We start from the raw sequence: 25,848 nt of genomic DNA, 5'->3' as shown, positions 1-25,848 counted from the left end.
TACATATTAATCTAATAACTCTTGCTGCTTTTTCTTTGAAAATGACTGCAGAACTAAATCATACGACCAATCAATCATCTTATTAATTTGCACCTGTTCCACATCTTTATGTATATACACCGTATTCCAATGTTTTTTATTCATATGATACCCCGGAATGATTGTTTCTGGATACTCTTCTCTTAATCTTAGCGCAAGTTCTGGATCACATTTTAATGTTATTGCCGCTTTTTCGCCTTCTTCATGGTTCAATATCGCAAATATTTTATTATTAAGCCTCATACATGTTGCATTCCAACCATCAGGAGAATCTTCTGTCGCTTTTCTTTTCGATAAACAATACGCTCTTGTCGCAATCATTCTAATTGTCACCTCTTATTCTTTCACTATTTGATTACGGTGCATCACCATTTGTTTCGTCACTTGAAATTGCTGTTGACCATAAAACTTTATAAGTTTCTCTCCACAAAATAGGCTCACAATATTGATATGAGATATCTCTTCAAGCAACATTGTAAGCATCTTCTCACCAATACCTTTATTTCTTACACTCTCATGCACAACAACATCTTCTAAGTACGCTCGAAAAACACCATCTGAAACAACTCTAGCAAAACCAATTAACTCATTTTCTTTCCATACCCCAATTGCTATACTATTTTTTAACATTTTTTGAATATCGATTTCTTTTCTTTCTGGCCACCAACCGACAGAATCGTAAAGCCTTTTTAATTTTTCTGAACAGATTGGTTTCTCATCTTGTAATTTATATGTATACATTTTCTTTCTCCCATTTAACATGATATAAATTATTATAAATGATTTTATAAATTTATAATATGGATTTTACAATTGCAATATAAACAATTCTCTAATACCTTTCCTATCCCCTCTATTAAGTTAGATTATTTCAAATTAACGAATTTATGGAAATACAAAACAACTAATAAAATATTTACTTATTAAACTTTGAATTACTTGTAATAAATGGTAAAGTTAATAAGGTAAAAAATACATTAAGTGAGGCGATTTTTTGAAAAAGTTTAGTTTATTACTAACAGCATTTGTCATGATTTTAACATTGTTCATTCCAAATCTTACAAGTGCTAAAGCTTTCCCAGATGTCCAATCTAATCATTGGGCAATTAAGGAAATTAACTATTTATCGGATAAAGGTATCATTAATGGTACGCCAGAAGGAACTTTTAAACCGGGTGATGATGTAACTCGTGGACAAATGGCCTTAATGCTAGATTTATCATTAAAATTAGAAAAACCATCTAGCTATAATCATATTTTTTCCGATGTAGCCAAAGGTATCTATTACTATGATTCTGTACATAAGTTAGCACATAATAACATTGTACAACGTGAAACAAACTATTTCCCTGACCGTTCATTAACTCGTGCAGAAATGGCAGTAGTTTTAGTTAAAACTTTTAATTTGCAACCTACAGGTGCAGACGTCAATTTCCCTGATGTTCCATCTACTCATTGGGGTTACAATTTTGTCAAAATTTTAGCTCAAAATAATATTACAGCTGGGTTTCCTGATGGTACATTTGGTCCAGACGTAAAAGTAACTCGTGAACAGTTCGCCGCATTTTTAGCTCGTGTATTAGAACCTAGTTTCCGTCCGGCTCTTCCTAAGCCTAAAGGAGAGTTAGAAGTTCATTATATTGATGTAGGACAAGGTGATGCTACTTTTATTAAATCTCCAAGTGGCGAAACGATCCTTATTGACGGTGGTAACAACGGAAAAGGTAAAGTAGTAGCAAATTATTTAAAAGGATTAGGATTCCAAACTATCGATTATATGATTGCTACTCATCCTGATGCCGATCATGTAGGCGGATTGGATGAAGTACTTTATGCTATGAATGTAAAAAACGTTTACGCACCTAAAGTAAGCCATACGACACAAACGTTTCAAGACTTTTTAACTGCAGTAGCTAACAAAGGGTTAACTATTAAAGAAGCGAAGTCTGGAGTAACTTTACCAATCAATGGTTTAAACTCACAATTTTTAGCTCCTGTTAAAGAATACGGTAACGATCTAAATGAGTGGAGTGCTGTATTAAAAGTAACACATGGCAGCAAATCTTTCTTATTTACTGGTGATGCTGAATCTAAAAGTGAAAAAGATATGGTTGCAACATATGGTTCCGGCCTAAAATCCGATGTATTAAAACCTGGCCATCACGGAAGTAAGACTTCTTCTTCTCAACCATTTTTAGATGCAGTGAAACCAAGTATCGCTGTAATCAGTGCAGGTGCAGGTAACCGATATGGCCATCCCACACAGGAAACTTTAGCAAAGTTAAATGCAATGTCTGTTAAAGTATATAGAACGGATTTAAATGGAACTGTAATTATTACTAGTGATGGTTCTAACATTTCTGTAAGAACGGAGAGATAATTATGAAGAGAGGTATTATTGACCGTTTCGAAGGCGAACTAGCAGTTATTGAAGTGAATAACGTAACAATTGATGTACCTAAATCCAAACTCCCTTCCACTGCAAAAGAGGGTGATGTTCTCATAATAGAGGATGATACGTATACAATTGATAAGGATGAAACAGATAAAAGAAGACGTGAAATACAAGATTTAATGAATAAGCTATTTGAATAGTAAAAAAAGAAAATCCTTGTAATACGAATCGAACTATTTCTTCGCATAATTGCATCAGATGGATTAGTTTCTATAAACTAAAAAAAGCATCGCCTTATTGGCGATGCTTTTAAAAAACACTTTTCTCGCAAAACACGAATACTATAACCTCTTCTCTAAAAAGTGTTGACTATGCCCTTTCGGATGATCTTCAACAACACCATATTCTCGGTAGCCATGCTTTTTATAAAATTCTGGTGCTTGAAAACTAAATGAATCTAATAATATTAATCTACAACCTTTTTCCTTCGCAATATCTTCAATTTTATGTAATAGTTGACTACCATAACCATCATGACGAACTGAATCATCAACCCATAAAAAATCTATATGAAGATGATAAAAATACATCGTACCTGTTACGCCGCCAAAGATTTTCCCAGCCTCATCTTTCACAACAAAACTTACTTGTTCCATCGGCTGTTTTGCTTCATCAGTTAAAATAGACATGTTATATTGAATGACTTTATTTTTTATGTATTCTCCTTCAGCGCGAGTACCATTCTCTATGTGTTTCATATATTCCTTCCTTTCAACTTAGTAAGTTATCTTTAATTTTTACTTTTCCTCTTTAAAATACTAATAAATACGAATCCACCATATGTAACAAAGCATGAAAAACCAATTATCCCTGGTACAGAGACATAGCCTATTCTTATATAACTTATAACTGCAAAAGAAGCAATAGATAGTAAAATAGATGGCCAAAATAAAAGAGCTGTTTTTTTTCGTCTCTCTTTCTTCTCAGAAACACGTGTACCAAAAAGTAATACAATACAAATGAGGATCGCTGCAAAATAAATAGTATCTAATGACAAATTGTGATCGTATAGTGCGATACCCACTTCAAGAGCAATAATCGTTACAATTAACATAATGATTGTTGATGTCTTTAAGTTTCTTTTCAATTACTCACTCCTAGCATACTTTGACTATATTCTTTGTATATGTACTTCAAAGCTACTGCAAAAGCTTCATCTACCTCTTTATTTTCACGTCGATTAGGTAAATCTTTTCCCCCAATAACATAAAGAAACGGGAATTTGTTAAATATTCCTAACGATTACTTTTTGTAGAATAAATAGCTATCCCAACATGATCAGATTGTATCTCTTTCATTTTTTGAATGACAGTTTCCATTTCCCAGCCTCTTTTCCAAACGTCATATTATTTTTTAATAATTCAATATATAATATAAAATCCCTTTTTTAGATAAGCATTCTTATGATTACAATAAGAAAAAGGTAGCATGAATAACTCCATGCTACCTAAGATACTAATTTTCTATTCTTCTAAAGGATTTTTAGGACCATTAAGCTCCAATTGATAAAAAGCTAAATCTAGCCATTTATTAAACTTATAACCAGCCTTTTTGATTGTCCCAGCATGAACAAATCCATAGTTTTCATGTAAGGCAATACTTTTCTCGTTTTCCGCATCAATTCCAGCAATTAAAGTCATATATTCTCTTTCTTTTGCAATTGTGATCAATGCTCTCATCAAAGAAGTTCCAATCCCACATTTTCTATATTCCTTATCAACATACACAGAATGCTCAATTGAATATTTGTAGGCAGGCCAAGCTCTAAACGGACCGAATGTCGCAAATCCTACTACTTTATTATCTAGTTCGTATACAAAAATCGGATAACCATCAGCCTTTTTTTGTTCATACCAATCTATTCTATTTTCAAGGGTTACGGGTTTATACGTATATACAGCAGTTGTATTCAGTATCGCATCATTATAAATATCTAAAATGTATATTACATCTTTTTCCGTTGCTTCCCTTATCATCGTTTTCTTCCTTTCATATACGTTCTCTTTTTAACTACCTATTTGTTACACGAACACTAGCTTTTCGAAAGCCATCATAAATGTTTAATGCAGCAGATAAAACGTAAATGAGAATACCCCCACTAATTAGCCACTTTTTAAGTTCTTCCGGAGAAATAGTGAACACATTTGCCACAAACGTAATAAATCCATCGGTAAATATGTGCGGATTTACTACAATTATAATGAATACTATCGTTCCAGCTATTTGGAGAATAGCATTCCCGATTGCCAATCTTTTTGTCCATTGTCCCTGTACTAATTTATAAAGAGATATCGCTATTTCAAAAACAATTATCATCACAACGATTGGCCAATACTGAAGTAACACATCTTGATTAAACGTTGGCGCGACAAACTTCAATCCACTTCCCGTACCACTGTATACGCCAACGAGATGATTCGCATAAAAATAAAGTGTACCCCATATTGCCGTCCACATTAATCCTCCAAAAACTTCAAACTTGGAGATTGCTTTTTTCTTCGGAATGTACGAAATGTTTTTCAAATCATCTGGCGTCCACTTTTTTAAATTTGTCGTCAACGGCTCGGTATCTTTGTTTTTATCCGTTCTTTCTAAAATAGCAAATACGAGTGTTAACCAGAAAAATACATGGAGGGCTACTTCAAAAATTTCTCCAATGCCTTTACCTATTACTTGTAAAATAACATTTAATACTGCTTGATCACCAGTATAACTTAAAAAATTTTCTGCAACCATTGCAATGAGTGCAATAACAACTGCAATTGGAATGATCATTTTTAATAATGTCGTATATACATCAAAATAACGCGGTCCAATTAAATGCATCGGTCTATCCAAATATCCATTAGCTAATGAAACCGGACTCCCCAATTTTTCAAGAACCCTTTTTTCATCATCTTCATTATAATCATCAGGCAACATATCCTCAATTGTTGACCGTAGCTCAAGAATAATATCTTCACGATTTTTTTCAGGTAATCTCTTCGCTACTTCCTCGACATAAATATCAATCAAATTCATTCTTGTCCTCCTCCTTTAATAAGTTATAAAGCTCTTTCGAATCCTTTATCCATTCCTTTCTCAACTGCTGGAATATTTCTAATCCGTATTCAGTTAAAACATAATATTTACGAGGTCTACTCTCTGTTTTATCCCAACTACTCGTCACTAGCTCTTGCTTTTCTAACCGGCGAAGTAGTGGATATAAAGTACTTTGATCGATTACGATTCCTGATTTCTCTAATAATTGGACAAGTGAATATCCATACTGCGGCGTTCTTAATTGGCTTAAAACCGCTAATGTTAATGTACCTCTTCTTAGTTCAGTAATTAATGAATTTAATAAAGCATCCATGTATTCACCTCATTTTCATTACTATATGTCATACAGTATATGTTTTATACTATGTATCGTACAGTATTAGTGTGACAAAAACAACAATATTTTACCAAAAAACGGATAATAAAAAGCACAAACTATATGATTTGTGCTTTTCTAACTAAATTATTTACTTGTAACACGCTTACCTTTGTAACTCTGGTAATATAAATTCCCCGTTTTCCTTAAGCAATGGAACAACATCTATAATTGCATCTATATTAATTGCTCCGTAAACATGCGGATATTCTTGGCCGTTAGAAGCAAGTTCATATTTTATTTCTGCTTTTAACAGAGTTAGATCAATTGTTAGTAATAAAACTTCTTCTTCATGACTAAAATGTGTTTCTGCGACTTTTAAAGCTTGTTCAAAAAACGAACAATGAATAAATCCCTCTTCTTTTAATGAGGCTTCATTAATTCCTCCCTTTATCTTTGCGATTTCCCAATTTCTTTTCGTTATTACTTTTGTAATCATTGTTATTCTCTCCCCGAACCTTTATATGGAAAAACAAGAGGTCCTTCTTTTTGTTACTAGAAAAGCCTCTTGCGTTTCATTTTTATTTTAATCCGTTAATTAAAGGCGATGCTTCCCCACTATGGAAAATCCATAAATTATGAAGTGATCTCGTACATCCGACATATAGTAACTTTGCATCGTGTTTTGTATTTTTGTAATGTTCTTCATCAACATCAATTAGTAGAACAGCGTCAAATTCTAGCCCTTTTGCCAAGTATACAGGTACTACTGAAATACCACCTTCATATTTACTTTGATCTGCTTCAATGACGTTTACAGCTACTCCTGCCTTTGTTAATTTCTCATATATATCGCGACATTCACCGTCTGTTCTTCCTATTACCGCAATTGTTTTCACATCATCATTTTGTAAATGTTTTAACGTCTTCATAATCTCATTAAATTGATCTTCTGCTTGAATTACTTTGACCTCTTCACCACTACGAAAAACTGGTGTCGCAAGCCCTACTGGAATCTCAGCATTTTTAATTATTTCGTTCGCAAATTCAATAATTTCTTTTGTAGAACGATAGCTTCTCGTCAGTTCATAATAGCCTGTTTCTTGGAATACTTCCTTAAAAGCACTCCAATCTTCAATCCCTTGGTAATCATAAATCGCTTGAGATAAATCACCTAATATAGTGAAAGAATTACCTAATGTAATTTCTTTTAATACATAAACTTGGAATGGTGAGAAATCTTGCGCTTCATCAATAACGACGTGATGAAATTTCTGCCCGATTTCAATACCTGTTATGCGATGATGTATGTAAATTAAAGCGGGTAAATCTTCTACATACACTTCTTTTTTACGACAACTCTTCTCAGTTTCTTTCACAAGTTCCTCGGGTAATACTTCGAGTATTTCTTTGCTTTTCAATATTGAACTATATATTGAAAGCGAGCTCATTTTCGGCCAAAACTTCATATAACTGTTCAATCTCTTTGTTGCTTCTTTTTTTAATAATTTCTTCTCGTTTGTTTCGCCATACTTTTTTAGTTCAATTTCAATCCAGCGCTTCATTCGGCCAACTAAACGTTCTCTTCTTTTCTTTAATGGATAATGTTTATACTCAACTTGCATCCATTTTTTTATATCTTCCACTGGAATAACAGCTTTATCCCATGCCTCAAAATTACTTGTTGGTACTAGTTCTTTTTCAATTTGAACCATTTGCTCTTCAATAAAGGACTTAAATTCTAGCGTACCTTTCAATTTACCAAGCATAACCTTTCTTTCATCACGATTAATAGAAAATGCTTCTTTCAACTTTTCTTCTGTCTGCTTCAGTTTCACCGAATCATCTAACGTACGTAATGCCCAGTCCGGAAATGTTGTTTGACTAATATTCCCTACACCTAATTCAGGAAGTACACTCGAAATATAATCTAAAAACAGACTATTCGGAGCGAAAACAATCATTCGCTCCGCTTCTAATTGCTCACGATATTCATAAATTAAAAAAGCAAGGCGATGTAAAGCGATTGTTGTTTTACCGCTTCCTGCAACCCCTTGAATAAGTAATGGTAAGTTTCTTTCCGCACGAATAATATCATTTTGCTCCGATTGTATCGTCGAAACAATATCCTTTAGTTTATTATCTTTATTCTCACCTAATCGATATAGAAGAAAATCATCAGCATGCGAGACATCTTCATTTCCTTTTACATATGTATCAACAACACGTTCTAATTCTCTTTTTCGAATAGAGATGTTTCGCTTTAAATAAACATCACCTTCTACTAATCCATCTGGTGATTGATAAAACGCTAATTCATCACCGCCGGTAAATGAATAAAACATACTTGCGACAGGTGCCCGCCAATCAATTACAATTGGTTTCATCGTATCTTTATCTGAAACACCAACTTTACCGATGTAAATCGGCATAACTTCTTCCTTGCCATCCTCTTGAAAATCTAATCTACCAAAGTACGGTTCTTGTACCCCAATACGTAAGTTTTGTCTATTAGACTCCCTCATACTTTCAAGAATTTGCTCTTTAAAATCATCGCCGTAATAAACTGGAATTTTTTCAAGCTGTTCTAATTGATCATCCATCGTACGTAATGTATCTTTCATTTTTTGTAACTCTTCTTCAAAAATGTTGTTCATTTGATGATTCCCTCCTGTCCGTTCTAATTTTTCAGTCGAAATATAATTGTATTAAAAATCCAATTATAAAGTCAAGGACTTAATTTGTTTTTTCTGAAAAAACTTACTTTTCACCTTTCTAATATTGAAATTCCAATGAGATTTTTACATGATAAGAATATATAACATCTAAATCATACAACTACACATATAATAAAGTGATTTATACAAAAGCCGCTATTTTCTATTGATTAAAAGGACTTTATACTATCTAACTAAGTTTCCCTTACATACTCTCCAGCTTCTTTTCTAGTTATCTATTATTTCATTGATAAAATACCCAAGGTCACAAAAGTCAAAAATAAGAGTAAAGGAGTCTATTGAAAATGACTGCTACCAAAAGAAAAACCCTTAAGTTACATTTACTTATTTTTGTGTTCATTGTATTGGCAAGTGGCTGGATTGGCGTAATTCTAGATTCTTTTCTAACAGATCAGCCTGAAGGAAACTCTTTAGGAATGGGACTGTGGTTAATATTACCTTTCCTCTCATGTATTTTCCTTAGAGTTATTAGCCGAGATTGGAATGATTTTGGTATAAAACTAAATTTGAAGGCAAACTTTAAATGGTACTTCGTTGCGATACTAATTTATCCGTTCGTTACAGTAATAACGATAAGTTTAGCACTTATTTTTGGAGTAGCAAACATAACTAGTTTTGAAATATATCCGTTATTGTCACTCATATTCATGTCTACTATTGGTAACTTTATTAAAAATATTTTTGAAGAGTTTTCATGGCGCGGTTATTTAACTCCTAAGCTCATTGAACTAAAGTTAAACGATTGGTTTATTTATATTATTTCTGGTTTAGTTTGGGCTCTTTGGCATGCCGCTTATTATTTAGTCTTTTTACCAAATGAATATTTTGAATCTATTTCAAGGTTACATATGCTTTTATCAGGCTGTATACTTATGGTTTCTTGGTCTATTATGTATGTTGAAGTATTTAGACTTACAAAGTCAGTATGGCCATGCGTTATCATGCATGCAATTGAAGACGCCGTTCCTACTGTTTTAGTTACAATAACAGGGATTATTACACTTACTAACAGTAGTGATCTGTGGTTAAACCCTATTAGCGGAGTCGTTGCTACTATTGTATTTCTTGGAATTGGGATTGTACTAAGATCTATAAGAATTAAAAAAGAACGACAATTAAATACGAAAGACAGTCAATGATTCACACTATAGAAGCAAAAAGAGTAAGGAATTTAACCCTTACTCTTTTTTACTTTTATTCGATATGATAAGCATTTATTTAAAGACGCTTGCTCTTTATATTTTCCCTCTTCAAAGTCATACGCTCCTCCTGGGAAAATCCCAACTATACTGAAATGAGCCTCTGCACATAAATTACTAATCTCATCTATCGTATAGCAACGTAAAGATTGTGTCGCGATATCATTTGAAGAATCCTTTTCCCACCAGTGGTCCAGCATCCTAGCATTTTCACTATCATATTCATATTTTCGCATTGCAGAATAAATCGGCATTTCTTGTCCATTTGCTTTTTCCCAATATAATGGTTGATAAATATCAATAAGTGCACACCCATCATCTTTCAACCAATTATGGATTCGTTTTAATAAAACCAATTGTTCTTCATCTGTCCCTACACCAAATCCATCTAAATAACTAACAACATCAAACTTTTCTTCAAAGTTAATTTTATAAAAATCAGCGCAATGAATATCTATATCACTAGTAGAATGTTCTTTAGCAAACATAACTAACTCTGGTACAAGCTCAACCGTAGTCATTTTTACATCCAAATTAGACATCGCTCTTGCAAAACCACCATTTCCAGCTCCTAGTTCTAACATCGTTTGAAATGGATATCCAATTTGTTCTTGTACTTCTTTCGCAACTTCCTGCAACCAATTTTCATTTTTTATATCATAGCTTAGTAATTCAAATTGTTTTTTATAAAATTCTTTTACATTTAATTCGTTCATTATTATTCTCCTCCTGTACGTTATTATTCTCCTCCTGTACGTTATTTTTCTACTACAGGTGAGAAACTAAATTTCTGATACCCATGAAAAATCCTCCTTTTGATTTCCCTATATTTACATTTTATCTAAATAATAAGAATTTTTAAAGTACCAAAAATAAAAGAGCAGATAATGGAAAATTCCACTATCTGCTCTATGACTGCTATTATTTCCCTTGTTGATACTTCAACCAATCACCAGAAATGATAACTTTCTTTAGCATATTTTTATCTTGAGCGATATACACATATGCCTCTATTTCCCTATCACCATCAAATACTATTTGTGTGATTCGTTCATATAAATCCGTCTCTGCATTACCTGTATATTCTTCTAGTTCGTCTAACTTACGCAATATGTCATCATTTACTTCATAAACTTCTCCATACACCTTTTCTTCATTCGAATAAGTCATCGCCGGATACCCTTCGTTTGTATCAAATAATTCCCCATACGTCCATGCTTCGTCTGCAATGCATATTGCACCTTGCATATAATGAGCATTCGTTTGCTCTTTTCTTAGCGTGCCATACACAAAAACGTGATGCATAAATCCCTATCCCCTTTACATGTCACTACTTTCTAATTTGTAAATAAGCACGAATCATAAAGTAACTCACTTCATTCGGAAGTTGTTCCTTAATCGATTTCAGACCACCATCAGCATTTTGCACAGCAGTTTCAATCAGTTGTTCGTATTCTGCAGGAACAAAACTGTTCCAGTCTACTTCCATTCCATCTTCAAAACAACGAATTAAATGATTTTCAATCGTTTGTCTTGATAATCCACGTTCTTTCGCAATTTCATCTAGATTAATACCTTGTTTATACATTTCATACGTTTCCAAATGAGAATTTGCTGAAGCTTTCCCTGATTTCTTCCGCTCTGTCACCACTTCTGTTTTAATAGTTTCAGCATAGTTTGGGTTTTCATCAATAAAGTGCTGAACTGCTTGTAAGAAGTGCGAACCATACTTCACAAGTTTGTGTTCACCAATCCCTTTCACAGTTAAAAGTTCAGAATCGCTTTGCGGCATTTTTGCGCACATATCTTTCAACGTTTGGTCAGAGAAAATAACGAATGGAGGTACCCCTTCTCCTTGCGCAATTTCTTTACGTACTTCGCGAAGTACTTCAAATAAAGGATGATCTTGAACGATTTGTCTTGTCTCTACTCGTTCTTTACGTAAAACATTCTCTTTACCAAGTAACACTTCTTTCCCTTTTTCCGTTACTTTTAGTGTCGGGTAAGTACCATGTTCAACTGCAATTAGCTCGTCTGAAATTAAAAACTCAATAAATTCACTCACTTCTTTTACACTACGATTTGATAAAAGTCCGTAAGTTGGCAAAGTATGAAAATTAAATTCAATGACTTTCTTATTTTTAGATCCAGTTAGTACTTGTGCAATCATTTGTTTACCAAATCGTTGGTTCGTCCTAATCATACAAGATAAAACCATTTGCGATTCTCTCGTCACATCGATACTTTCTCGGTCGTCTGTACAATTACCGCAGCGGCCACAATCTTCTTTTGGTTCTTCTCCAAAGTATTGCAAAATAAATGATTGTAAACATTGTTCTGTATGACAGTAGTCAGTCATATTTTGCAGTTTTTCAAGTTCGTTTGAAAAACGAGACTCTCCTGTCGATTGATCAATTAAAAAGCGTTGTACTTGTACATCTTGAGAAGAATAAAGCAATATACATGCACTATCTAATCCGTCACGGCCAGCACGTCCTGCTTCTTGGTAATAACTTTCCATATTTTTTGGAAGTTGATAATGGATAACGTAACGAATATTCGATTTATCAATACCCATCCCAAACGCAGATGTGGCTACCATTACACTCACTTCATCACGTAAAAAGAGTTCTTGTTGCTCATTTCGATCGTTATCACTCATACCGGCATGATATTTTGATACAGAAACTCCCGCTTTCATTAAATCCTCATACAACTGATCAACTACTTTTCTAGTAGCTGCATATATAATCCCAGATTCCTTTTGATTTTGACGAATATAATCCGCTAAATATGCATTACGATCTTGTCCTTTAATAACAGAAAATGATAAGTTCTCGCGCTCAAACGTTGTCATAATCGTGTTTTCTTGATTAATTCCAAGCGTGTTGCAAATATCATCACGAACTTGTGGTGTTGCCGTAGCAGTTAATGCTAATACGAGCGGTTTTTCCGGAAGATAATCTAATATACGGTGTATATGTAAATAGCTCGGACGGAAATCATGTCCCCACTGCGAAATACAGTGCGCCTCATCAATGGCAATCATCGGGATTTTCATATCGATCAGTTGGTCAACAAACTCCATTGAATCAAGTCGCTCTGGCGCTACATAAAGTAACTTATAATGGCCCTGTTTCGCTAATTGAATCCGTTGATTCGCTTCTGTAATCGAAATAGAACTATTAATATATGTAGCTGAAATACCATTTTGTACTAATGTATCTACTTGGTCTTTCATAAGTGATATTAAAGGCGATATAACTAACGTTGTTCCTTCAAATACTAATGCGGGAATTTGATAACAAATTGACTTACCACCACCTGTAGGCATAATACAGACAGTATCTTTCCCATCTAATACATTTTTAATTGTTTCATCTTGTCCTCTTCGGAATGACGAATAACCGAAATAAGACGCTAAAAGTTCTTGTGCTTTTGTAAACAAAAAAGAGTCACCTGCTTTTCTTTATCTTTCATCTACTCCTATTATATCATCTCTTATGTATCATGAAAGTGATGAATACATGACTATCAGCCTGCTTTTTCATTATTTATGCTTCTTTACGTTTTTGAGAATGATTAGCAATTATAACGAATTTCAAAATAAATACACATTTTATTAATTCTCCTTGAATACTACTAATCTTATACATATGAATTCAGGAGGTTACTATATGAAGCACCATAATATTAGTTTCATCAAACAGAAAAGCGTATCGAACCAACCCCAATTCTCAAATAATGAAGCGTGGAAATATGAATCATACTATAAGTACCAACCATTATTTTCTTATAGAAAGCTTTTTCATTTTCTTTCTCAACTTTTTAAACGTTAATACACGTGCGAAATAAATCGTTCATAGTCATTTTCTCAATATGAACCTTATAGACTTAATACAATACAGTTGTTAACATATGAAATATTCTGTTTGATAACCCCCTTAAGTTGACCTGCTTATATAAGTGGGTCTTTTATTATTATTATATATTTCATAACACTATTAGATGTAATTATAAATCTTATCGCCATTTTATAATCTTAATCCACTCACTACAAATGGTCATAATCACAAAAGGTAAAATATAAATGCTTAACATTTAATTATCTAATTCTTTTTTCTCAATACACAAAACGAATTTCACTTGTTACTATAAAGGTACTCCAGATGAGTTTTTGCTCATCGACATTATCTAGTGAAAGGGATCTGCCGCGGGAAGCAGGTCCCTTTCACTTTATTAAAGACTCACTTTCAATTGGACACATTTACCAGGTTTTTTTAATAGAATTTTATGATAATATTACGTAGTCGAGTCCGACATCTCGGCAATACCCTTTTGAGGCTCTGCAACTTCCCTTGCAGAGCCTCTTTTACCTTATATTCAATTTATTTATATATAACGCAATAAAATTCCTCATCTTTTTCCATAGCAATTTCTGAAAATAAACGAGGACACGTAACTAATTATAAATTCCCATCATACTTTGAGTTATACATGTTCAAAGGAGTGTTACCGTTTATGTATTCTTATTGGCAATCGTATTACTCCCCCTATCATAACCATTATCTACACTTTGATACATCTGTACGTAATTACAGAATTAGTAAAAATGAGAACTTTTTAAAAGGTTATATGCGTTCCTTTTGGGAACAACATGTCGCTTGGACGAGATTAGCTATTATAAGTATTGTCTTTCATTTACCAGACGTAAACGTTACAGTTAAACGGCTTCTTCAAAATGCAACACATATGGGACTATCTCTTGAACCATTCTATGGTGAAGATGCAGTAAAAAAATATAGTGCATTAATTAAAGACCACTTAGTAATTGCAGCAGATCTTGTTAAAGCCGCAAAAGCTGGTGACCAAAACGCAGCTGTCGCTATAGAGAAAAAATGGTACGCTAACGGTGATGAAATTGTAGCGTTTCTTACTAGCATCAACCCATATATACAAAAAGAAGAATTTACACAAATGTTTTATGAACATCTAGCATTAACAAAAGCAGAAGCACTGGCATTTCTAAATAAATATTATGAAGCAGGAGTAAAATTGTACGATAAAGTTGAAAAAGAAGCTTTAGAAATGTCCGACATGATAACAAACGCAATCGTAAAGCAATTCCCGCAAATATTTCAATAACAATAAGCCGATTTGAAAACCAAATCGGCTTATCGAACTTTCTAGCAATGATATTTCACCTGTCCTCTTTACATTTAACGTATATCGATATATTTTATTAATATCCGTTTTTTATAGGAGGAAACAGTTTGATTAACGCCATTGGTCTCGTATTTATACTTACAAATAAACATGAGAAAAAGAAGAAAGTTTATCTAAATGAAAAATTCGCATTAATAGACATTATTGATTCTAAGGAAGTAATTGATGATGAAGGGAACTCACTAGTAGAACTAACATGTAAATACAGTATATATTTAGATGAAAAATACTACTGTAAATCTCTTGATGATTATACTGGACAAGTCTTTCCCTTTTTAAGTGCTAAAATAGGAAAAGGGCTTCTCAGAAACTTAAATTATTACTTTTCTTACGTTGATGCCTATGATAAAAAACCACCCGTTAAAGAAATTAGACCACTTATGAAACAAGTAACGAACAGATAGTGAAAATACTAAAAAGAAAGCATCTCACTTCAGATGCTTTCTTTTTTATCTAGAACTCTTTAAATTCTATCCTTCTTCTAAAAATATGTATTGAGGCATACTTTAAATTAAAAACATTGGAGGATTAAAGTGAATGAAATACTCAGAAACGATAGTTAGTAAACGCCTTCGAACACTTAAAATATGTAGTATGTTTATCATGCTAGTTTTAATCGCATGGATTGGATATACAAAATTACTTTATGAAAACGGATTTCTTCAAGAAAAAAAGAATTCAGTAGAAGTAATGAATACTAGCATTACAGGAGAAATAGAGCAGCTTTTTCATATAAACTTGCAAGGTTATCGAAAAACAAGCCTTGATGCTGTTATAGAAGCCAGTAAAACAGATCCAAGCGAACTATCCCTAATTGAACTAGTCAACAAATCCTGCTCGCGAGATTGCATAGGCGAACCAGTCACATATGTAAACTCAAACAATGGATATATCTTTTATAAGGAATCTAATGGAACTAATGTAGCTATAACGATTAAAAAGAAAGACACATGGTTAATTGTAAAGAAATCTGTTCAAGATGGAATATAATCACCCCAAAAAAGAGTACGTATCGTACTCCTTTTTATTATTAATACCTTTCCTCTTCATGCCTACAATGGCATTTCGCTTTTGTTTTACATAGAGTTAAAAGATTACATAAAAATAAAAAAACGTCACATGACGGCTTTTTATTTAGCAAACTACTCTTTTGTATAAAAATATTTAAGTCCTTTAGCATCTAACCACGCTGTCGCTCGATCTAATTCATTCCCTTGGCGATATGCTGTTTCAAATCTAACTAATCCTTGTTTATCTCCATATGAGATAATACGAGATTCATACCCAAGAGCATCCATCATTCCTAACATTTCTACTACTAACGCTGTACCAAATTCATACGTAACAACTTTACTAAATTTATTCACTATAATTCCAACTCCTTCTTGTTTTGTCGATTGTTCAACAGTTTGATTAGTAAACCAAACTAACGGCTTATTTCCCATTAACTTATTTAAATCACATTTTCCTATGCCAGCTACATTCCCTGTTTCTGTGTATTGCCAAATATCACATGGGTAGGCTGGTTTGTTACCACCATAACGAGGAATCCATACAAAATCACAATTGACATTTGCCATTCCAAATGGATCATACATATGATGAGCAATATATAAACCAACCTTCTTAGCTCCTAATCTGCGTAATTCATCAATAAAAGCTTGTGCACCCGCTCTCATATCGTTCATTGTTTTTACTTCTACGTCAGCTACCCAAACTGTTGCATTTTTATCACCACGGTTCCAAAAGTCTCTCGCCTCTATCCGTGCATCCTCTACTGAAACGAAACGACAGAACGCATAATTACCAAACGGAATATTTCTTGCTTTCATTGCTTGCACATAATTTTTATATAAAGGATCTACATAATTTGAACCATCTTGCACACGTGCAATTACAAAATCTAATTGTGGTGCTGCGATATCCCAGTTAATGTCGCCATTCCATTTCGAAATATCTACAATATAACCCATTATTTCACATCTCCTTTTTCATTATTATATTCAAAGCTTGTTTTTTTGCTATTATCAACTAATAAATAGTATGAAAGGTAGTGTATTATTGCGTAATACTTTAAAATTCGGCTTATGTATTGAGAAAATAAAATATTATTACAGGTTTAATAAGTAAAGACTTACAAAGCTCTAAACTATAATCAGTAGGAGGCCGCAAGCAGTGCAATTCCCAGCTAATTTCTTAGCTTCATCCGAATTTTGAGGTACGAATTTTACTGCCAGTAAAGCGTGATACACAAAACCACCTTTCTGACAGGTGGTTTTGTGTACTAATTTACATATACATTGTTCATATTTTTATAGTTACATAATTATTAGTTACTTAATATACTTGTTAACTAAAAATAAGACAATTTTTCGTTTTATCTCACGTACTCATAGTACCATTTACGTGCATCTAACCAAGCTGTAAATTTATCGATATTTCCGGACGGATAGCCATTCGTTATAGCATAACCAATGCCATCTTTCTGAACGACAATTTGTCCATCAATACCCGCATCTACCATAGCTTGAGCCAAATCTTGTAAATTACTAAATGCTACACCGCCAGTTTTTACTTTGAGCAAGTCCGTTGCACCTCCTCCAGTTTGTCCTGTAAGAGCAAATACAATAGAATTAGCGATTTTATCAACATTCCATTTTGCCATGTCGGATTCATTATCAATAAATCCTAATTCAATAAGAATAGCCGGTGCTTTCGTTCCATTTAATACTGCTAAATCTGTACGTTGTTTCGCACCTCGATCACGCCATCCAATATCTTTTGCTAGTTGAGCTGAGATTTTAGCCGCCAAATCTTTCTGATCATAATACAAAACCTCAACACCCTGTCCATTTCCATCACTTGCATTAAGATGAAAAGAAATAACTAAATCCACAGCATGGGAATTGCTATTCCGAATGATATTATTTAAATTTTGTGATTGAGTTGTCCCTACCTCGTCCGTATCGTCATAAACCGTGTGTCCTAGGGACCTTAACTTAGTCGCCACAGCATCTTTAACTTGCCTATCTAGAACGTGTTCTTTCCGATTCCCGAAATTAGCACCTTGAACAATACTATTGTGTCCTCCGTGCAAACTATATCTGGCCATTATTTATCAACATCTCCTTTCTTAATATCATATTCAAAACTTGTCTTATTGCTATTCCCACTTACAATCTTAACTGTACCCATACATCCTACATTTTCTAGAAGTGAAGGCAATTCGTTTTCGTTATAAAAAGTGGTGACACGAACAAAAAGCATCACCTTTTTGGCGATGCTTAAAAACTCTATTTTACGTTTTAATTCCCTAAAAACAGTTTAAGCTCATAGTGACCGAAACTATACTTATATTTCCTCCTCTTCCTTCACTGCCTCTTTCAACCTCTGCAACATATATCCAATGCCTTTACATCCTGCTAACGGATATGTAATCATTTCTTCTGGATATAGCTTTGTTACTACTTTTTTATGCTTTTTCCCTGCAAGTAAGACGATTTCGTCAAACTGTAGTAAACTTTTATCTACCATCTGTTTTTGTAATTGCTCTATACTTATTACCTTATCGCTCTTTGAATCAAACGCAAGATCATAGTTTTCTAGTACAATATCATTTGGCCTTAAAAATCCATGCTTCGCTGATAATATAACCCAATTCTCGAAAAACATAGTTGCATACGATTGACATGCTTTTCCGAACGGGCTAATATATACATCTTTTGCTTCCATTGGTCCATATCCTGGATACTTATCCCAAATTTTCTTCTTTCCGCATGGAATTATGCATAACCTTCTCATATATTTCTTACCTCTTCTCCTGCATAAGTAAAGTTAATTATTTTATACATTTTGCCCTCAACATGCTATATAATGATATTAAATATAAAAATTACATCTTTTACCATATAGCCATCTTTTTTACTAATAATTCACTTTTTTAAGATTTGAACCCCCATTACCCTATTTAAACATAGTACCCCTTGTAAATATTATAATACTATAAACAATAGTATATTTACTTTTCAAAGCCCTTAATAATAATTAAAGTATATAAATAACCAAATAGGATATCTTTAGAAGGAGGTGAACAAATGAAAAATATACTCCCTGCACTAGTACTCTATATTATTGTATGCGTAATCGCTATGATTGCTCCAGCATCTCAAAGTTATAATCATGCGGGCTGGAAGTTGTTTGTTGGGCAAGCGTATGCTATACCTATTTTTCTCATTACAGCTATTATTACATTTTATATAAACAAGAAAAAATCTACGAATAAACAGTTATAAGGATAGCGAATGCTATCCTTATTTTAATTCATTGATCACATCCAAAATAACACTTGCAGTACTTTCTATCCTTTCTTCCGAAAAATCAAACGTGACACCTGTTTTTTCATATATTTCTTGTATAGATAAATTCCAATCTGCACTCGCACCTTCTTTAAAGAAAGCAATCGCTTTTTCTGGGTCTTCCCAGTAAATTTGAAACAATTGCATTGCTCCTATTTGTGCAATTGCATATTCAATTTTGTAAAAAGGAAACTGAACATAGTGAAAGGACTCTATCCAACTTGCACCGATTTCATCCTCTAATCCTGCAAGGTCGACTGTTGAATATTGATATCTTTTGCATAGTTCGGCGTATTTCTTATCACGTTCTTTTGGTGTATGGTTTGGATTCGCATAGATCCAGTGCTGGAATACATCTCCTGCAATTGACGACATTAATAAAGACAAAGCACGATATATTTGTACGCGTTGCACTTCTTTATATTCATCCTCTTGCTTATAAAAAACATTCAGCTTATCCATTACTAATAACTCAAGACTGAGGGAATAAAGTTCAGCCACCTCTTCGCGCAGATATCTTTCCTGCATACTACTATCGTTTTTAAATTGTTTATAAAAATGAAATGCATGCCCCACTTCATGTATAAGTGCATTAATTGCATAAAATGAAGGACTAAAATTAGAATACACAAAAACCTCTTTACTATGAGGCAAGGTAAAACAAATAGCTCCTGGTGCTTTATTTTCACGTTCTTCTACGTCAATGCATCCAGCTTTCCTTATATGAATAAATTTCTCATAAAAATATAAATCTGTCTTTCGAAATATTTCTTCCACACCATTTAATAAATCAATCACATTTTGGAATGGGACTTTTGGTAAATTACATGGAGAAAGATCCCAAGGGCGATACGTTTTTACACCAAGATTCTTTTTAGAAATACTTCCTAACTGTTTCCAAATTGGTACAACATACTTTTCTATAGATTCATGGAGCTTATAGCAATCATCAATACTGTAATCTCTGTTTTTTTGTTTAAAAGCATATTCACTATAATTATTAAACCCTGCATTTAAAGCTATCTCATTCCGCAATTGTATAAGTTCATTCATAATACGATCCACTTCTGGTTTCACTGCACTCCTTGCTTCACATAAAGCGTACCAAGCTTTTTCGCGAATAGCTCTATTTGGGTTATCTAGCTTTGCTTTAACGTGTGCATACGTCTTTTGCTCGCCTTCCCAATTAATTGTTATGTTAGACATTATTTCTCTATACTTCGTAATGCACTCTTGCTCTTTAATAGAAAGAGCAATGTTTTTTTCATTAAACATTTTACTCTTTACAAATCTTGCTTTTTTCATAAATGCATATTTTCGCTCGTCTAATAAGTTAGAAAACGGACACTCTATAAATTTTTGGTCAAACTTTGCATTGTATCTTTTTAAAAGTGGTTGAATTGTATTTTGATTATACATATGTAAATCATGCATATTTCTGTTACCTGTATCTCTATACGTGGCGATTAAACTACTTGTTATCTTCTCTTCTATTTCAGCGTTTACACGCAATTCATCGAAAAGCCAATTTTCTAATTCTAAAACAGAAGTAATATTTCGCTCTAAAAGTGACTGTAGTTTACTCTCCAAATCATTAAACATACACAACTCTCCTTTTAAAAATCTAATTTTCTGTTTTTTAGAGAAAGAAAAAGACAAGTAGCCAATCTGACTACTTGTCTTTTTGTTAAATCATACTCAATAATATTACGCTTGGAATGCTTCTGTTAATACTGGTACGATTTGTTTCTTACGAGATACAACACCTTTTAATGTAGCAGTATTGTTTTCTAGAGATACGTTGTATGCTTTCTCAACAATGTTTGCTGCTTTACCGATCGCAAGACCGACAGAATCGTTAGTTAAGATATCAGTTACAACGAATAAGAATAGGTCTAAACCTTTTTCTTCTACTACTGCAGAGATAACTTTTTCAAGTTCAGCTTGGTGTACAAGAACGTCATTTGTATCAACAGCGTTTACTTGTGCGATTTCAACTTTCGCATTACCCATTTGGAATTCTTTAGCGTCAAGAGAGATTAATTGCTCCATTGTTTTTCCGCTTAAGTCAGCACCAGCTTTTAACATTTCTAAGCCGTATTTGTCAGCATCTACACCAGCGATTTCCGCTAATTCACGAGCTGCTGCTACGTCTTGCTCTGTGCAAGTTGGAGATTTGAATAGTAAAGAATCTGAAATGATTGCAGATAACATTAAACCTGCAACTTCTTTACGAATTGTAACGCCGTTTTCTTTGTACATTTTGTTTAAGATTGTAGCTGTACAACCAACTGGCTCACAACGGTAGTAAATAGGATCGCTTGTTTCAAAGTTAGCAATACGGTGATGATCAATAACTTCTAACACACGAACAGATTCGATATCGTTAGCACTTTGTTGACGCTCGTTATGGTCTACTAAAATAACGTTGTCCACTTCGTTTGCAACTGTCTCAACAAAACGCGGTCCTTCTACTTTAAAATAGTCTAACGCAAATTGAGTTTCACCGCTGATTTCGCCTAAACGTACAGGCTCAGCATTCATTCCTAATTCTTTTTTCAATTCTGCATAAGCAATTGCAGAACAAATTGCATCTGTATCTGGGTTTTTATGCCCGAAAACTAGTACTTTTTCCATGTTTTCCACCTCTTCATGAAAAGGATATCTTAAAGAAGCAAATATGACAATATTTAAAGCATAATTTTTTATAAATAATTGCACTTTCTTCTATATTTTTCATCGTTTTTCGTAAAAAAGATCATCTAAAATGAATTAGATGATCGAAATGTATACTTTATTTAAAATAAAGTAGGAACTTGCACTACATGATTTAGCACGTTATTTGATGCTAAACCGTTATTTACAAGGTTAACATCTATAACTTGATAAAATGCATTTCCAGTATCTGCGATTTCCCACACAGCTAAAATAAGGTGATATCCATTTCTATCAGTTGGCACATTTGCTTCATGTGTTACGGAAGTTCCAGGTCTAGCTCCTCCATCATTTTTTACATAGAAAGGCACTAAATCTAAATCAGACCTCGTTAAAGGCTTATTTGGATTCCAATCTTTCTTCGTAATATAATATTTCCACTCTTTCGTACTATGAGGAGCCGTTAGTTTCCACTTGAATGTATTCGTCCCACCGTTTAACGTAACTTTCTTCCACCTATCTACAGTCTGTACATCTAAAGCAGGGAAATGGCCAGCTCCTGCGATTTGACCATCCGAAGGTCCTAATTGCGGGAATCCACCTATTCCTTCTACACTTTGCGGCTCATATTGAATCGGACCGCAGTTTACATTTACCCCTTGCTTACATAAATAAGAACGGCTCGCTGGTGATTCTACGTATCCATGAGCTGAAGCTTTTTCTGAAAAACCGAAAGTTAACAATCCTGTAAGTAATATCCCACCACTTAATATAACTTTCTTCACCTTCTGTAAACCTTTCGTTTTCATCTCGTCATCCCCTTTCCCATAATAAAGCGAAAATAACTATAGTTGCCTAGTCATCTTCTCTACATCCATTATAAGTCGAGGAACATTACGAAAAGAACCCTCTAAAAACTTTCTCAAATTCAATTACTAAATTTTGCATTACTAATCCCCCTTTTGTTTCATTGTACCAATTTTTAAAGCAGGAATAATGATATACTAAGATGAAATTCTTTAAAACATGATTTTTTAGGGAAAGGATAACGATATGAAATATATAGTAGATAGAACATATGCAAAAGAATTACTCGAATGGGCATATGAACAAAACCCCGGTCCTTGGTTTGAACATTCAATAAATGTTGCTCAGGCAACTGAAAACATAATTATAGAACTTATTAAAAATGGGTATAACCTAGATGCTGATATAGCATATAATGCTGCCCTTTTGCATGATATCGGAAGATACAAAGGTTTTACCAAATCGGTCATTCATTCCTATGATGGTTATATGTATATGAATGATTTAGGGTATACAGGAAACGCTGTTATTTGTGTTACACACTCATTCCCATGCAAAAATGAACATATAGATATCGCAGCGGAGTGGAGTCTCGTTCCTGATCATATGAGAATCCAGTTAGTTGAAATATTGATTAAACATTGTAACTACGATTTATACAATAAAGTAATTACTCTTTGTGATGCTCTTGCTGACGCGGATGGTTTTACTACGCTGGAAAGAAGATTGATTTCCGTTGGTTTACGTCACGGTACAACGTCTCATACATCATTACATTGGAAAGGGTTTTATGCAATTAAGAAAGAATTAGAAGCTTTAATCGGTAAAAGCATATACACAGTTCTTCCTGATGTAGAGAATTCGATTTATGAAGATATAAAATATTAAAATGAATACAAATGTAATTTCACATAAAAAACGTTTTAAACATAAAGTTTAAAACGTTTTTTTCTATTCAATGCTTATGATTTTTCAGTTCTGTTAAACACTCTTGCACTAAAGTTACCGTTTGACTCATTGCAGCTCCACCAGCAAATGCTGCTGATACACCACACGCTTCCAGAATTTCTTTATCTGAACACCCTTGATCAAGACACCCTTTTGTATGATAAACGGTACAATATTCATCTTGCGTTGCTAGACTAATTCCTAATGCAATAAGTTGTTTTTCCCTTTTTGTTAAAGAACCCTCTTGAAAACAAGCTTGCGTGAATGCATTATATGTTTCAGCAATTTCAGGAATTTGGTTTGTAAAACTACCGATTCCTTCTTTATAATGATGTAGAACGTCATTTACTGAACTATGATGTTGTTCGTGTTCCATCTTATTATTACCCCCATTCAAATTATCTGTACCTACTGTAGTATGTGATGAAAAGAAGGCAATATACCTCATTCAATAGAATGAATATTCTGTTTATTCAAGCTACAGTTTCAGACTATCATCCACTACCGCTTGTTCTTTAACGTTTTTTCTTTGAACCTCTTTACTTCTTTCTTCCCAAAATGTTAAACCTTCAATTCCTACATTTTTAGGATCAAATACTGGATCTTTCCCTTCTTTTTTCTGCGCTTCATAATCTTTTAACACTTTTAATGCGATTTTACTTAATAGTAGAATCGCAATTAAGTTTAACCATGCCATACTACCAATTCCTAAATCCCCAAGATTCCATAAAAGCGACGCTGATTCTATGCTACCGATGTAAACCATAATTAAAAATCCAATTTTCAAAACTGGTTTTAACCAGCTATATTTAAGTTCACGATCTAAATAAGTAAGTGTCGTTTCAGCGATATAGTAGTATGCGAGTAAAGTTGTAAATGCGAAGAAGAAGATTGCGATTGAAATGAATAATGGTCCAAATCCCGTCATAACAGTTTCAACTGCTTGTTGTGTATAGATTGGACCGGCATCAACATTCCCTATATTTTTTACAATAGCGCTTTTCCCTTCCGGTATAACATTATACATACCTGTTATTAAAATCATAAGAGCTGTCGCTGTACATACGATAATTGTATCAATGTATACAGAAAAGGCTTGAACTAACCCTTGTTTTGCTGGGTGAGATACTTCAGCCGCAGCAGAGCTATACGTCGCTTCTCCAACGCCAGCTACATTTGAAAATACAGCGCGCTTTACGCCCCATGCGATTGCTGCACCGACGATTCCACCAAACATTTCATTTATACCGAAAGCACTAGAGAAAATTAAAGCGAACATACTTGGAATTTCCGTTACATTCGCAATTAATACGATACATGTAACAATTACATATCCAATTGCCATAAATGGAACGAGCATTTGTGAAACGCCTGCAATTCTCTTTACGCCACCAAAAATGATTGCCGCTAATAATATGACTAACAATATACCAGTTATATATTTGCTAATACCATTAGAGTTTTCGAATCCAACTGCGATACTACTAGATTGAATACCTGGTAATAAAACACCATATGAAAGTGTTACAACGACTGCTACAATGATTGCAAACCATTTCATGTTTAAGCCTTTTTCAATGAAATACGGTGTACCACCGCGATATTCATTTCCAACTTTACTTTTATATACTTGAGATAATGTTGATTCAACAAATGCACTAGCTGCTCCTAATAGAGCCATTACCCACATCCAAAATACAGCTCCCGGCCCGCCGAAAGCGATAGCTGTCGCGACCCCTGCAATATTACCTATTCCAACCCTACCTGATAAGGCTAAACAAAATGCTTGAAAGGATGAAATTCCCGTCTCCGAGCTCTTCCCTTCAAATAATAGTTTAATCATCTCTTTAAAATAACGAATTTGTAGAAAACGAGTTGCAATAGTAAAATACACCCCTGCCCCTAATGCGAAAATAACTAGCCCTATACTCCATACTTGCCCTACTAACCACTCTACTAATTGCTCCATTCAAATCCCCCTTATCATTCTTTAGAAAACTATTTTATATATAAGAAAACGGACAACTATTATGAAAACTTCCAGTTGTCCGTATCTCTATTCATTAAC

The 25,848-nt window shown here is 33.6% G+C and carries 28 protein-coding genes and 1 pseudogene; 8 read left to right on the top strand and 21 right to left on the bottom strand.

The annotated features are described in order from the left end of the window. Positions 1-6: 6 nt before the first annotated feature. Positions 7-360: an MmcQ/YjbR family DNA-binding protein gene (locus ACTFNE_RS06340; protein WP_000562184.1), complete on the bottom strand. Its 354-nt coding sequence runs from the start codon at positions 358-360 to the stop codon at positions 7-9. Between the two features lie 15 nt (positions 361-375). Then, a complete protein-coding gene (locus ACTFNE_RS06335) occupies positions 376-780 on the bottom strand; it encodes a GNAT family N-acetyltransferase (RefSeq protein WP_046199072.1) in 405 nt (134 codons plus the stop codon). Between the two features lie 253 nt (positions 781-1,033). Between ACTFNE_RS06335 and ACTFNE_RS06330 the strand changes: the two genes are divergently transcribed. Together ACTFNE_RS06330 and ACTFNE_RS06325 are read left to right on the top strand one after the other, a co-directional pair. Next, positions 1,034-2,419 (top strand): S-layer homology domain-containing protein, encoded by a 1,386-nt coding sequence (locus ACTFNE_RS06330; RefSeq protein WP_046199071.1) that lies wholly within the window; start codon positions 1,034-1,036, stop codon positions 2,417-2,419. Positions 2,420-2,421: 2 nt separating this feature from the next. After that, entirely contained in the window at positions 2,422-2,634 is a 213-nt protein-coding gene (locus ACTFNE_RS06325) for a DUF3006 domain-containing protein (protein WP_000820164.1), read from the top strand. 141 nt (positions 2,635-2,775) lie between these two features. Here ACTFNE_RS06325 and ACTFNE_RS06320 read toward each other — a convergent pair whose 3' ends face one another. The 8 genes and pseudogenes from ACTFNE_RS06320 to ACTFNE_RS06285 all read right to left on the bottom strand — a co-directional run bounded on the left by ACTFNE_RS06320 (position 2,776) and on the right by ACTFNE_RS06285 (position 8,509). After that, the gene (locus ACTFNE_RS06320) at positions 2,776-3,192 is read right to left on the bottom strand and encodes a GNAT family N-acetyltransferase (RefSeq protein WP_000680403.1); all 417 of its coding nucleotides are present in this window, start codon (positions 3,190-3,192) and stop codon (positions 2,776-2,778) included. Between the two features lie 32 nt (positions 3,193-3,224). Next, entirely contained in the window at positions 3,225-3,581 is a 357-nt protein-coding gene (locus tag ACTFNE_RS06315; RefSeq protein WP_000828021.1) for a hypothetical protein, read from the bottom strand. Beyond that, a pseudogene (locus tag ACTFNE_RS06310) lies at positions 3,578-3,733 on the bottom strand (serine hydrolase); the annotation flags it as partial. The gene ACTFNE_RS06315 and the pseudogene ACTFNE_RS06310, both read right to left, overlap by 4 nt. A 224-nt stretch (positions 3,734-3,957) precedes the next feature. Next, positions 3,958-4,470 carry a GNAT family N-acetyltransferase gene (locus ACTFNE_RS06305; RefSeq protein ID WP_000617502.1) on the bottom strand — a complete coding sequence of 171 codons (513 nt, stop codon included), beginning with the start codon at positions 4,468-4,470 and terminating at the stop codon, positions 3,958-3,960. A 34-nt stretch (positions 4,471-4,504) separates the two neighbouring features. Further along, positions 4,505-5,515: an HAAS signaling domain-containing protein gene (locus ACTFNE_RS06300; protein ID WP_001048848.1), complete on the bottom strand. Its 1,011-nt coding sequence runs from the start codon at positions 5,513-5,515 to the stop codon at positions 4,505-4,507. After that, positions 5,502-5,849: a PadR family transcriptional regulator gene (locus ACTFNE_RS06295; protein ID WP_000339349.1), complete on the bottom strand. Its 348-nt coding sequence runs from the start codon at positions 5,847-5,849 to the stop codon at positions 5,502-5,504. The genes ACTFNE_RS06300 and ACTFNE_RS06295 overlap by 14 nt, the downstream gene beginning before the upstream one ends. A 169-nt stretch (positions 5,850-6,018) precedes the next feature. Then, positions 6,019-6,351: a DUF952 domain-containing protein gene (locus ACTFNE_RS06290; protein ID WP_270704865.1), complete on the bottom strand. Its 333-nt coding sequence runs from the start codon at positions 6,349-6,351 to the stop codon at positions 6,019-6,021. A gap of 82 nt (positions 6,352-6,433) precedes the next feature. Next, positions 6,434-8,509 (bottom strand): HelD family protein, encoded by a 2,076-nt coding sequence (locus ACTFNE_RS06285; RefSeq protein WP_270704866.1) that lies wholly within the window; start codon positions 8,507-8,509, stop codon positions 6,434-6,436. Between the two features lie 365 nt (positions 8,510-8,874). Between ACTFNE_RS06285 and ACTFNE_RS06280 the strand changes: the two genes are divergently transcribed. Then, on the top strand, positions 8,875-9,729 hold the full coding sequence (locus ACTFNE_RS06280; protein ID WP_270704868.1) for a CPBP family glutamic-type intramembrane protease: 855 nt from the start codon (positions 8,875-8,877) through the stop codon (positions 9,727-9,729). Positions 9,730-9,761: 32 nt separating this feature from the next. Here the strand turns inward: ACTFNE_RS06280 and ACTFNE_RS06275 are convergent, their stop codons facing one another. The 3 genes from ACTFNE_RS06275 to recQ form a co-directional block, all read right to left on the bottom strand. After that, positions 9,762-10,505 carry a class I SAM-dependent methyltransferase gene (locus tag ACTFNE_RS06275; protein ID WP_270704869.1) on the bottom strand — a complete coding sequence of 248 codons (744 nt, stop codon included), beginning with the start codon at positions 10,503-10,505 and terminating at the stop codon, positions 9,762-9,764. A gap of 205 nt (positions 10,506-10,710) precedes the next feature. Next, entirely contained in the window at positions 10,711-11,094 is a 384-nt protein-coding gene (locus tag ACTFNE_RS06270; RefSeq protein WP_219914134.1) for a gamma-glutamylcyclotransferase family protein, read from the bottom strand. A gap of 25 nt (positions 11,095-11,119) precedes the next feature. Next, entirely contained in the window at positions 11,120-13,237 is a 2,118-nt protein-coding gene (gene recQ / locus ACTFNE_RS06265; protein WP_070806230.1) for a DNA helicase RecQ, read from the bottom strand. Between the two features lie 1,073 nt (positions 13,238-14,310). On the opposite strand from recQ, the gene ACTFNE_RS06260 reads away from it, so the two are divergent. From ACTFNE_RS06260 to ACTFNE_RS06250, 3 genes are all read left to right on the top strand, one after another. Further along, complete coding sequence (locus ACTFNE_RS06260; RefSeq protein ID WP_270704871.1) at positions 14,311-14,934, top strand: acetylglutamate kinase; 624 nt, start codon at positions 14,311-14,313, stop codon at positions 14,932-14,934. A 128-nt stretch (positions 14,935-15,062) separates the two neighbouring features. Continuing rightward, the gene (locus ACTFNE_RS06255) at positions 15,063-15,419 is read left to right on the top strand and encodes a hypothetical protein (protein ID WP_000606238.1); all 357 of its coding nucleotides are present in this window, start codon (positions 15,063-15,065) and stop codon (positions 15,417-15,419) included. A 133-nt stretch (positions 15,420-15,552) separates the two neighbouring features. After that, the gene (locus tag ACTFNE_RS06250) at positions 15,553-16,005 is read left to right on the top strand and encodes a hypothetical protein (RefSeq protein ID WP_000877582.1); all 453 of its coding nucleotides are present in this window, start codon (positions 15,553-15,555) and stop codon (positions 16,003-16,005) included. Between the two features lie 152 nt (positions 16,006-16,157). Here ACTFNE_RS06250 and ACTFNE_RS06245 read toward each other — a convergent pair whose 3' ends face one another. The 3 genes from ACTFNE_RS06245 to ACTFNE_RS06235 form a co-directional block, all read right to left on the bottom strand. Beyond that, positions 16,158-16,988, bottom strand: coding sequence for a GH25 family lysozyme (locus ACTFNE_RS06245; RefSeq protein ID WP_000540610.1), 831 nt, complete (start codon positions 16,986-16,988; stop codon positions 16,158-16,160). A 404-nt stretch (positions 16,989-17,392) separates the two neighbouring features. Further along, positions 17,393-18,127 carry an N-acetylmuramoyl-L-alanine amidase gene (locus ACTFNE_RS06240; RefSeq protein WP_000135297.1) on the bottom strand — a complete coding sequence of 245 codons (735 nt, stop codon included), beginning with the start codon at positions 18,125-18,127 and terminating at the stop codon, positions 17,393-17,395. 239 nt (positions 18,128-18,366) lie between these two features. Then, positions 18,367-18,816 carry a DUF6884 domain-containing protein gene (locus ACTFNE_RS06235; RefSeq protein ID WP_439997966.1) on the bottom strand — a complete coding sequence of 150 codons (450 nt, stop codon included), beginning with the start codon at positions 18,814-18,816 and terminating at the stop codon, positions 18,367-18,369. Positions 18,817-19,109: 293 nt separating this feature from the next. On the opposite strand from ACTFNE_RS06235, the gene ACTFNE_RS06230 reads away from it, so the two are divergent. Further along, on the top strand, positions 19,110-19,307 hold the full coding sequence (locus tag ACTFNE_RS06230) for a DUF4017 family protein (RefSeq protein WP_000789869.1): 198 nt from the start codon (positions 19,110-19,112) through the stop codon (positions 19,305-19,307). 18 nt (positions 19,308-19,325) lie between these two features. Here ACTFNE_RS06230 and ACTFNE_RS06225 read toward each other — a convergent pair whose 3' ends face one another. The 3 genes from ACTFNE_RS06225 to ACTFNE_RS06215 form a co-directional block, all read right to left on the bottom strand. Further along, positions 19,326-20,972, bottom strand: a complete 1,647-nt coding sequence (locus ACTFNE_RS06225) for a M3 family oligoendopeptidase (RefSeq protein ID WP_270704875.1) — start codon at positions 20,970-20,972, stop codon at positions 19,326-19,328. A gap of 105 nt (positions 20,973-21,077) precedes the next feature. Beyond that, on the bottom strand, positions 21,078-22,007 hold the full coding sequence (gene ppaC / locus ACTFNE_RS06220; RefSeq protein WP_000416849.1) for a manganese-dependent inorganic pyrophosphatase: 930 nt from the start codon (positions 22,005-22,007) through the stop codon (positions 21,078-21,080). 161 nt (positions 22,008-22,168) lie between these two features. After that, the gene (locus ACTFNE_RS06215; protein ID WP_000850064.1) at positions 22,169-22,834 is read right to left on the bottom strand and encodes a lytic polysaccharide monooxygenase; all 666 of its coding nucleotides are present in this window, start codon (positions 22,832-22,834) and stop codon (positions 22,169-22,171) included. Positions 22,835-23,078: 244 nt separating this feature from the next. On the opposite strand from ACTFNE_RS06215, the gene ACTFNE_RS06210 reads away from it, so the two are divergent. After that, complete coding sequence (locus ACTFNE_RS06210; protein WP_046199183.1) at positions 23,079-23,720, top strand: HD domain-containing protein; 642 nt, start codon at positions 23,079-23,081, stop codon at positions 23,718-23,720. A gap of 67 nt (positions 23,721-23,787) precedes the next feature. Here the strand turns inward: ACTFNE_RS06210 and ACTFNE_RS06205 are convergent, their stop codons facing one another. Beyond that, entirely contained in the window at positions 23,788-24,228 is a 441-nt protein-coding gene (locus tag ACTFNE_RS06205) for a carboxymuconolactone decarboxylase (protein ID WP_175543854.1), read from the bottom strand. A 30-nt stretch (positions 24,229-24,258) separates the two neighbouring features. Next, positions 24,259-25,749, bottom strand: coding sequence for an alanine/glycine:cation symporter family protein (locus tag ACTFNE_RS06200; RefSeq protein WP_046199185.1), 1,491 nt, complete (start codon positions 25,747-25,749; stop codon positions 24,259-24,261). Between the last annotated feature and the right edge of the window lie 99 nt (positions 25,750-25,848).

It is taken from the genome of Bacillus cereus group sp. MYBKT111-2 (assembly GCF_051915205.1).
Classification (GTDB): domain Bacteria; phylum Bacillota; class Bacilli; order Bacillales; family Bacillaceae_G; genus Bacillus_A; species Bacillus_A paranthracis.
This window is presented reverse-complemented; position numbering and strand designations above follow the sequence as displayed.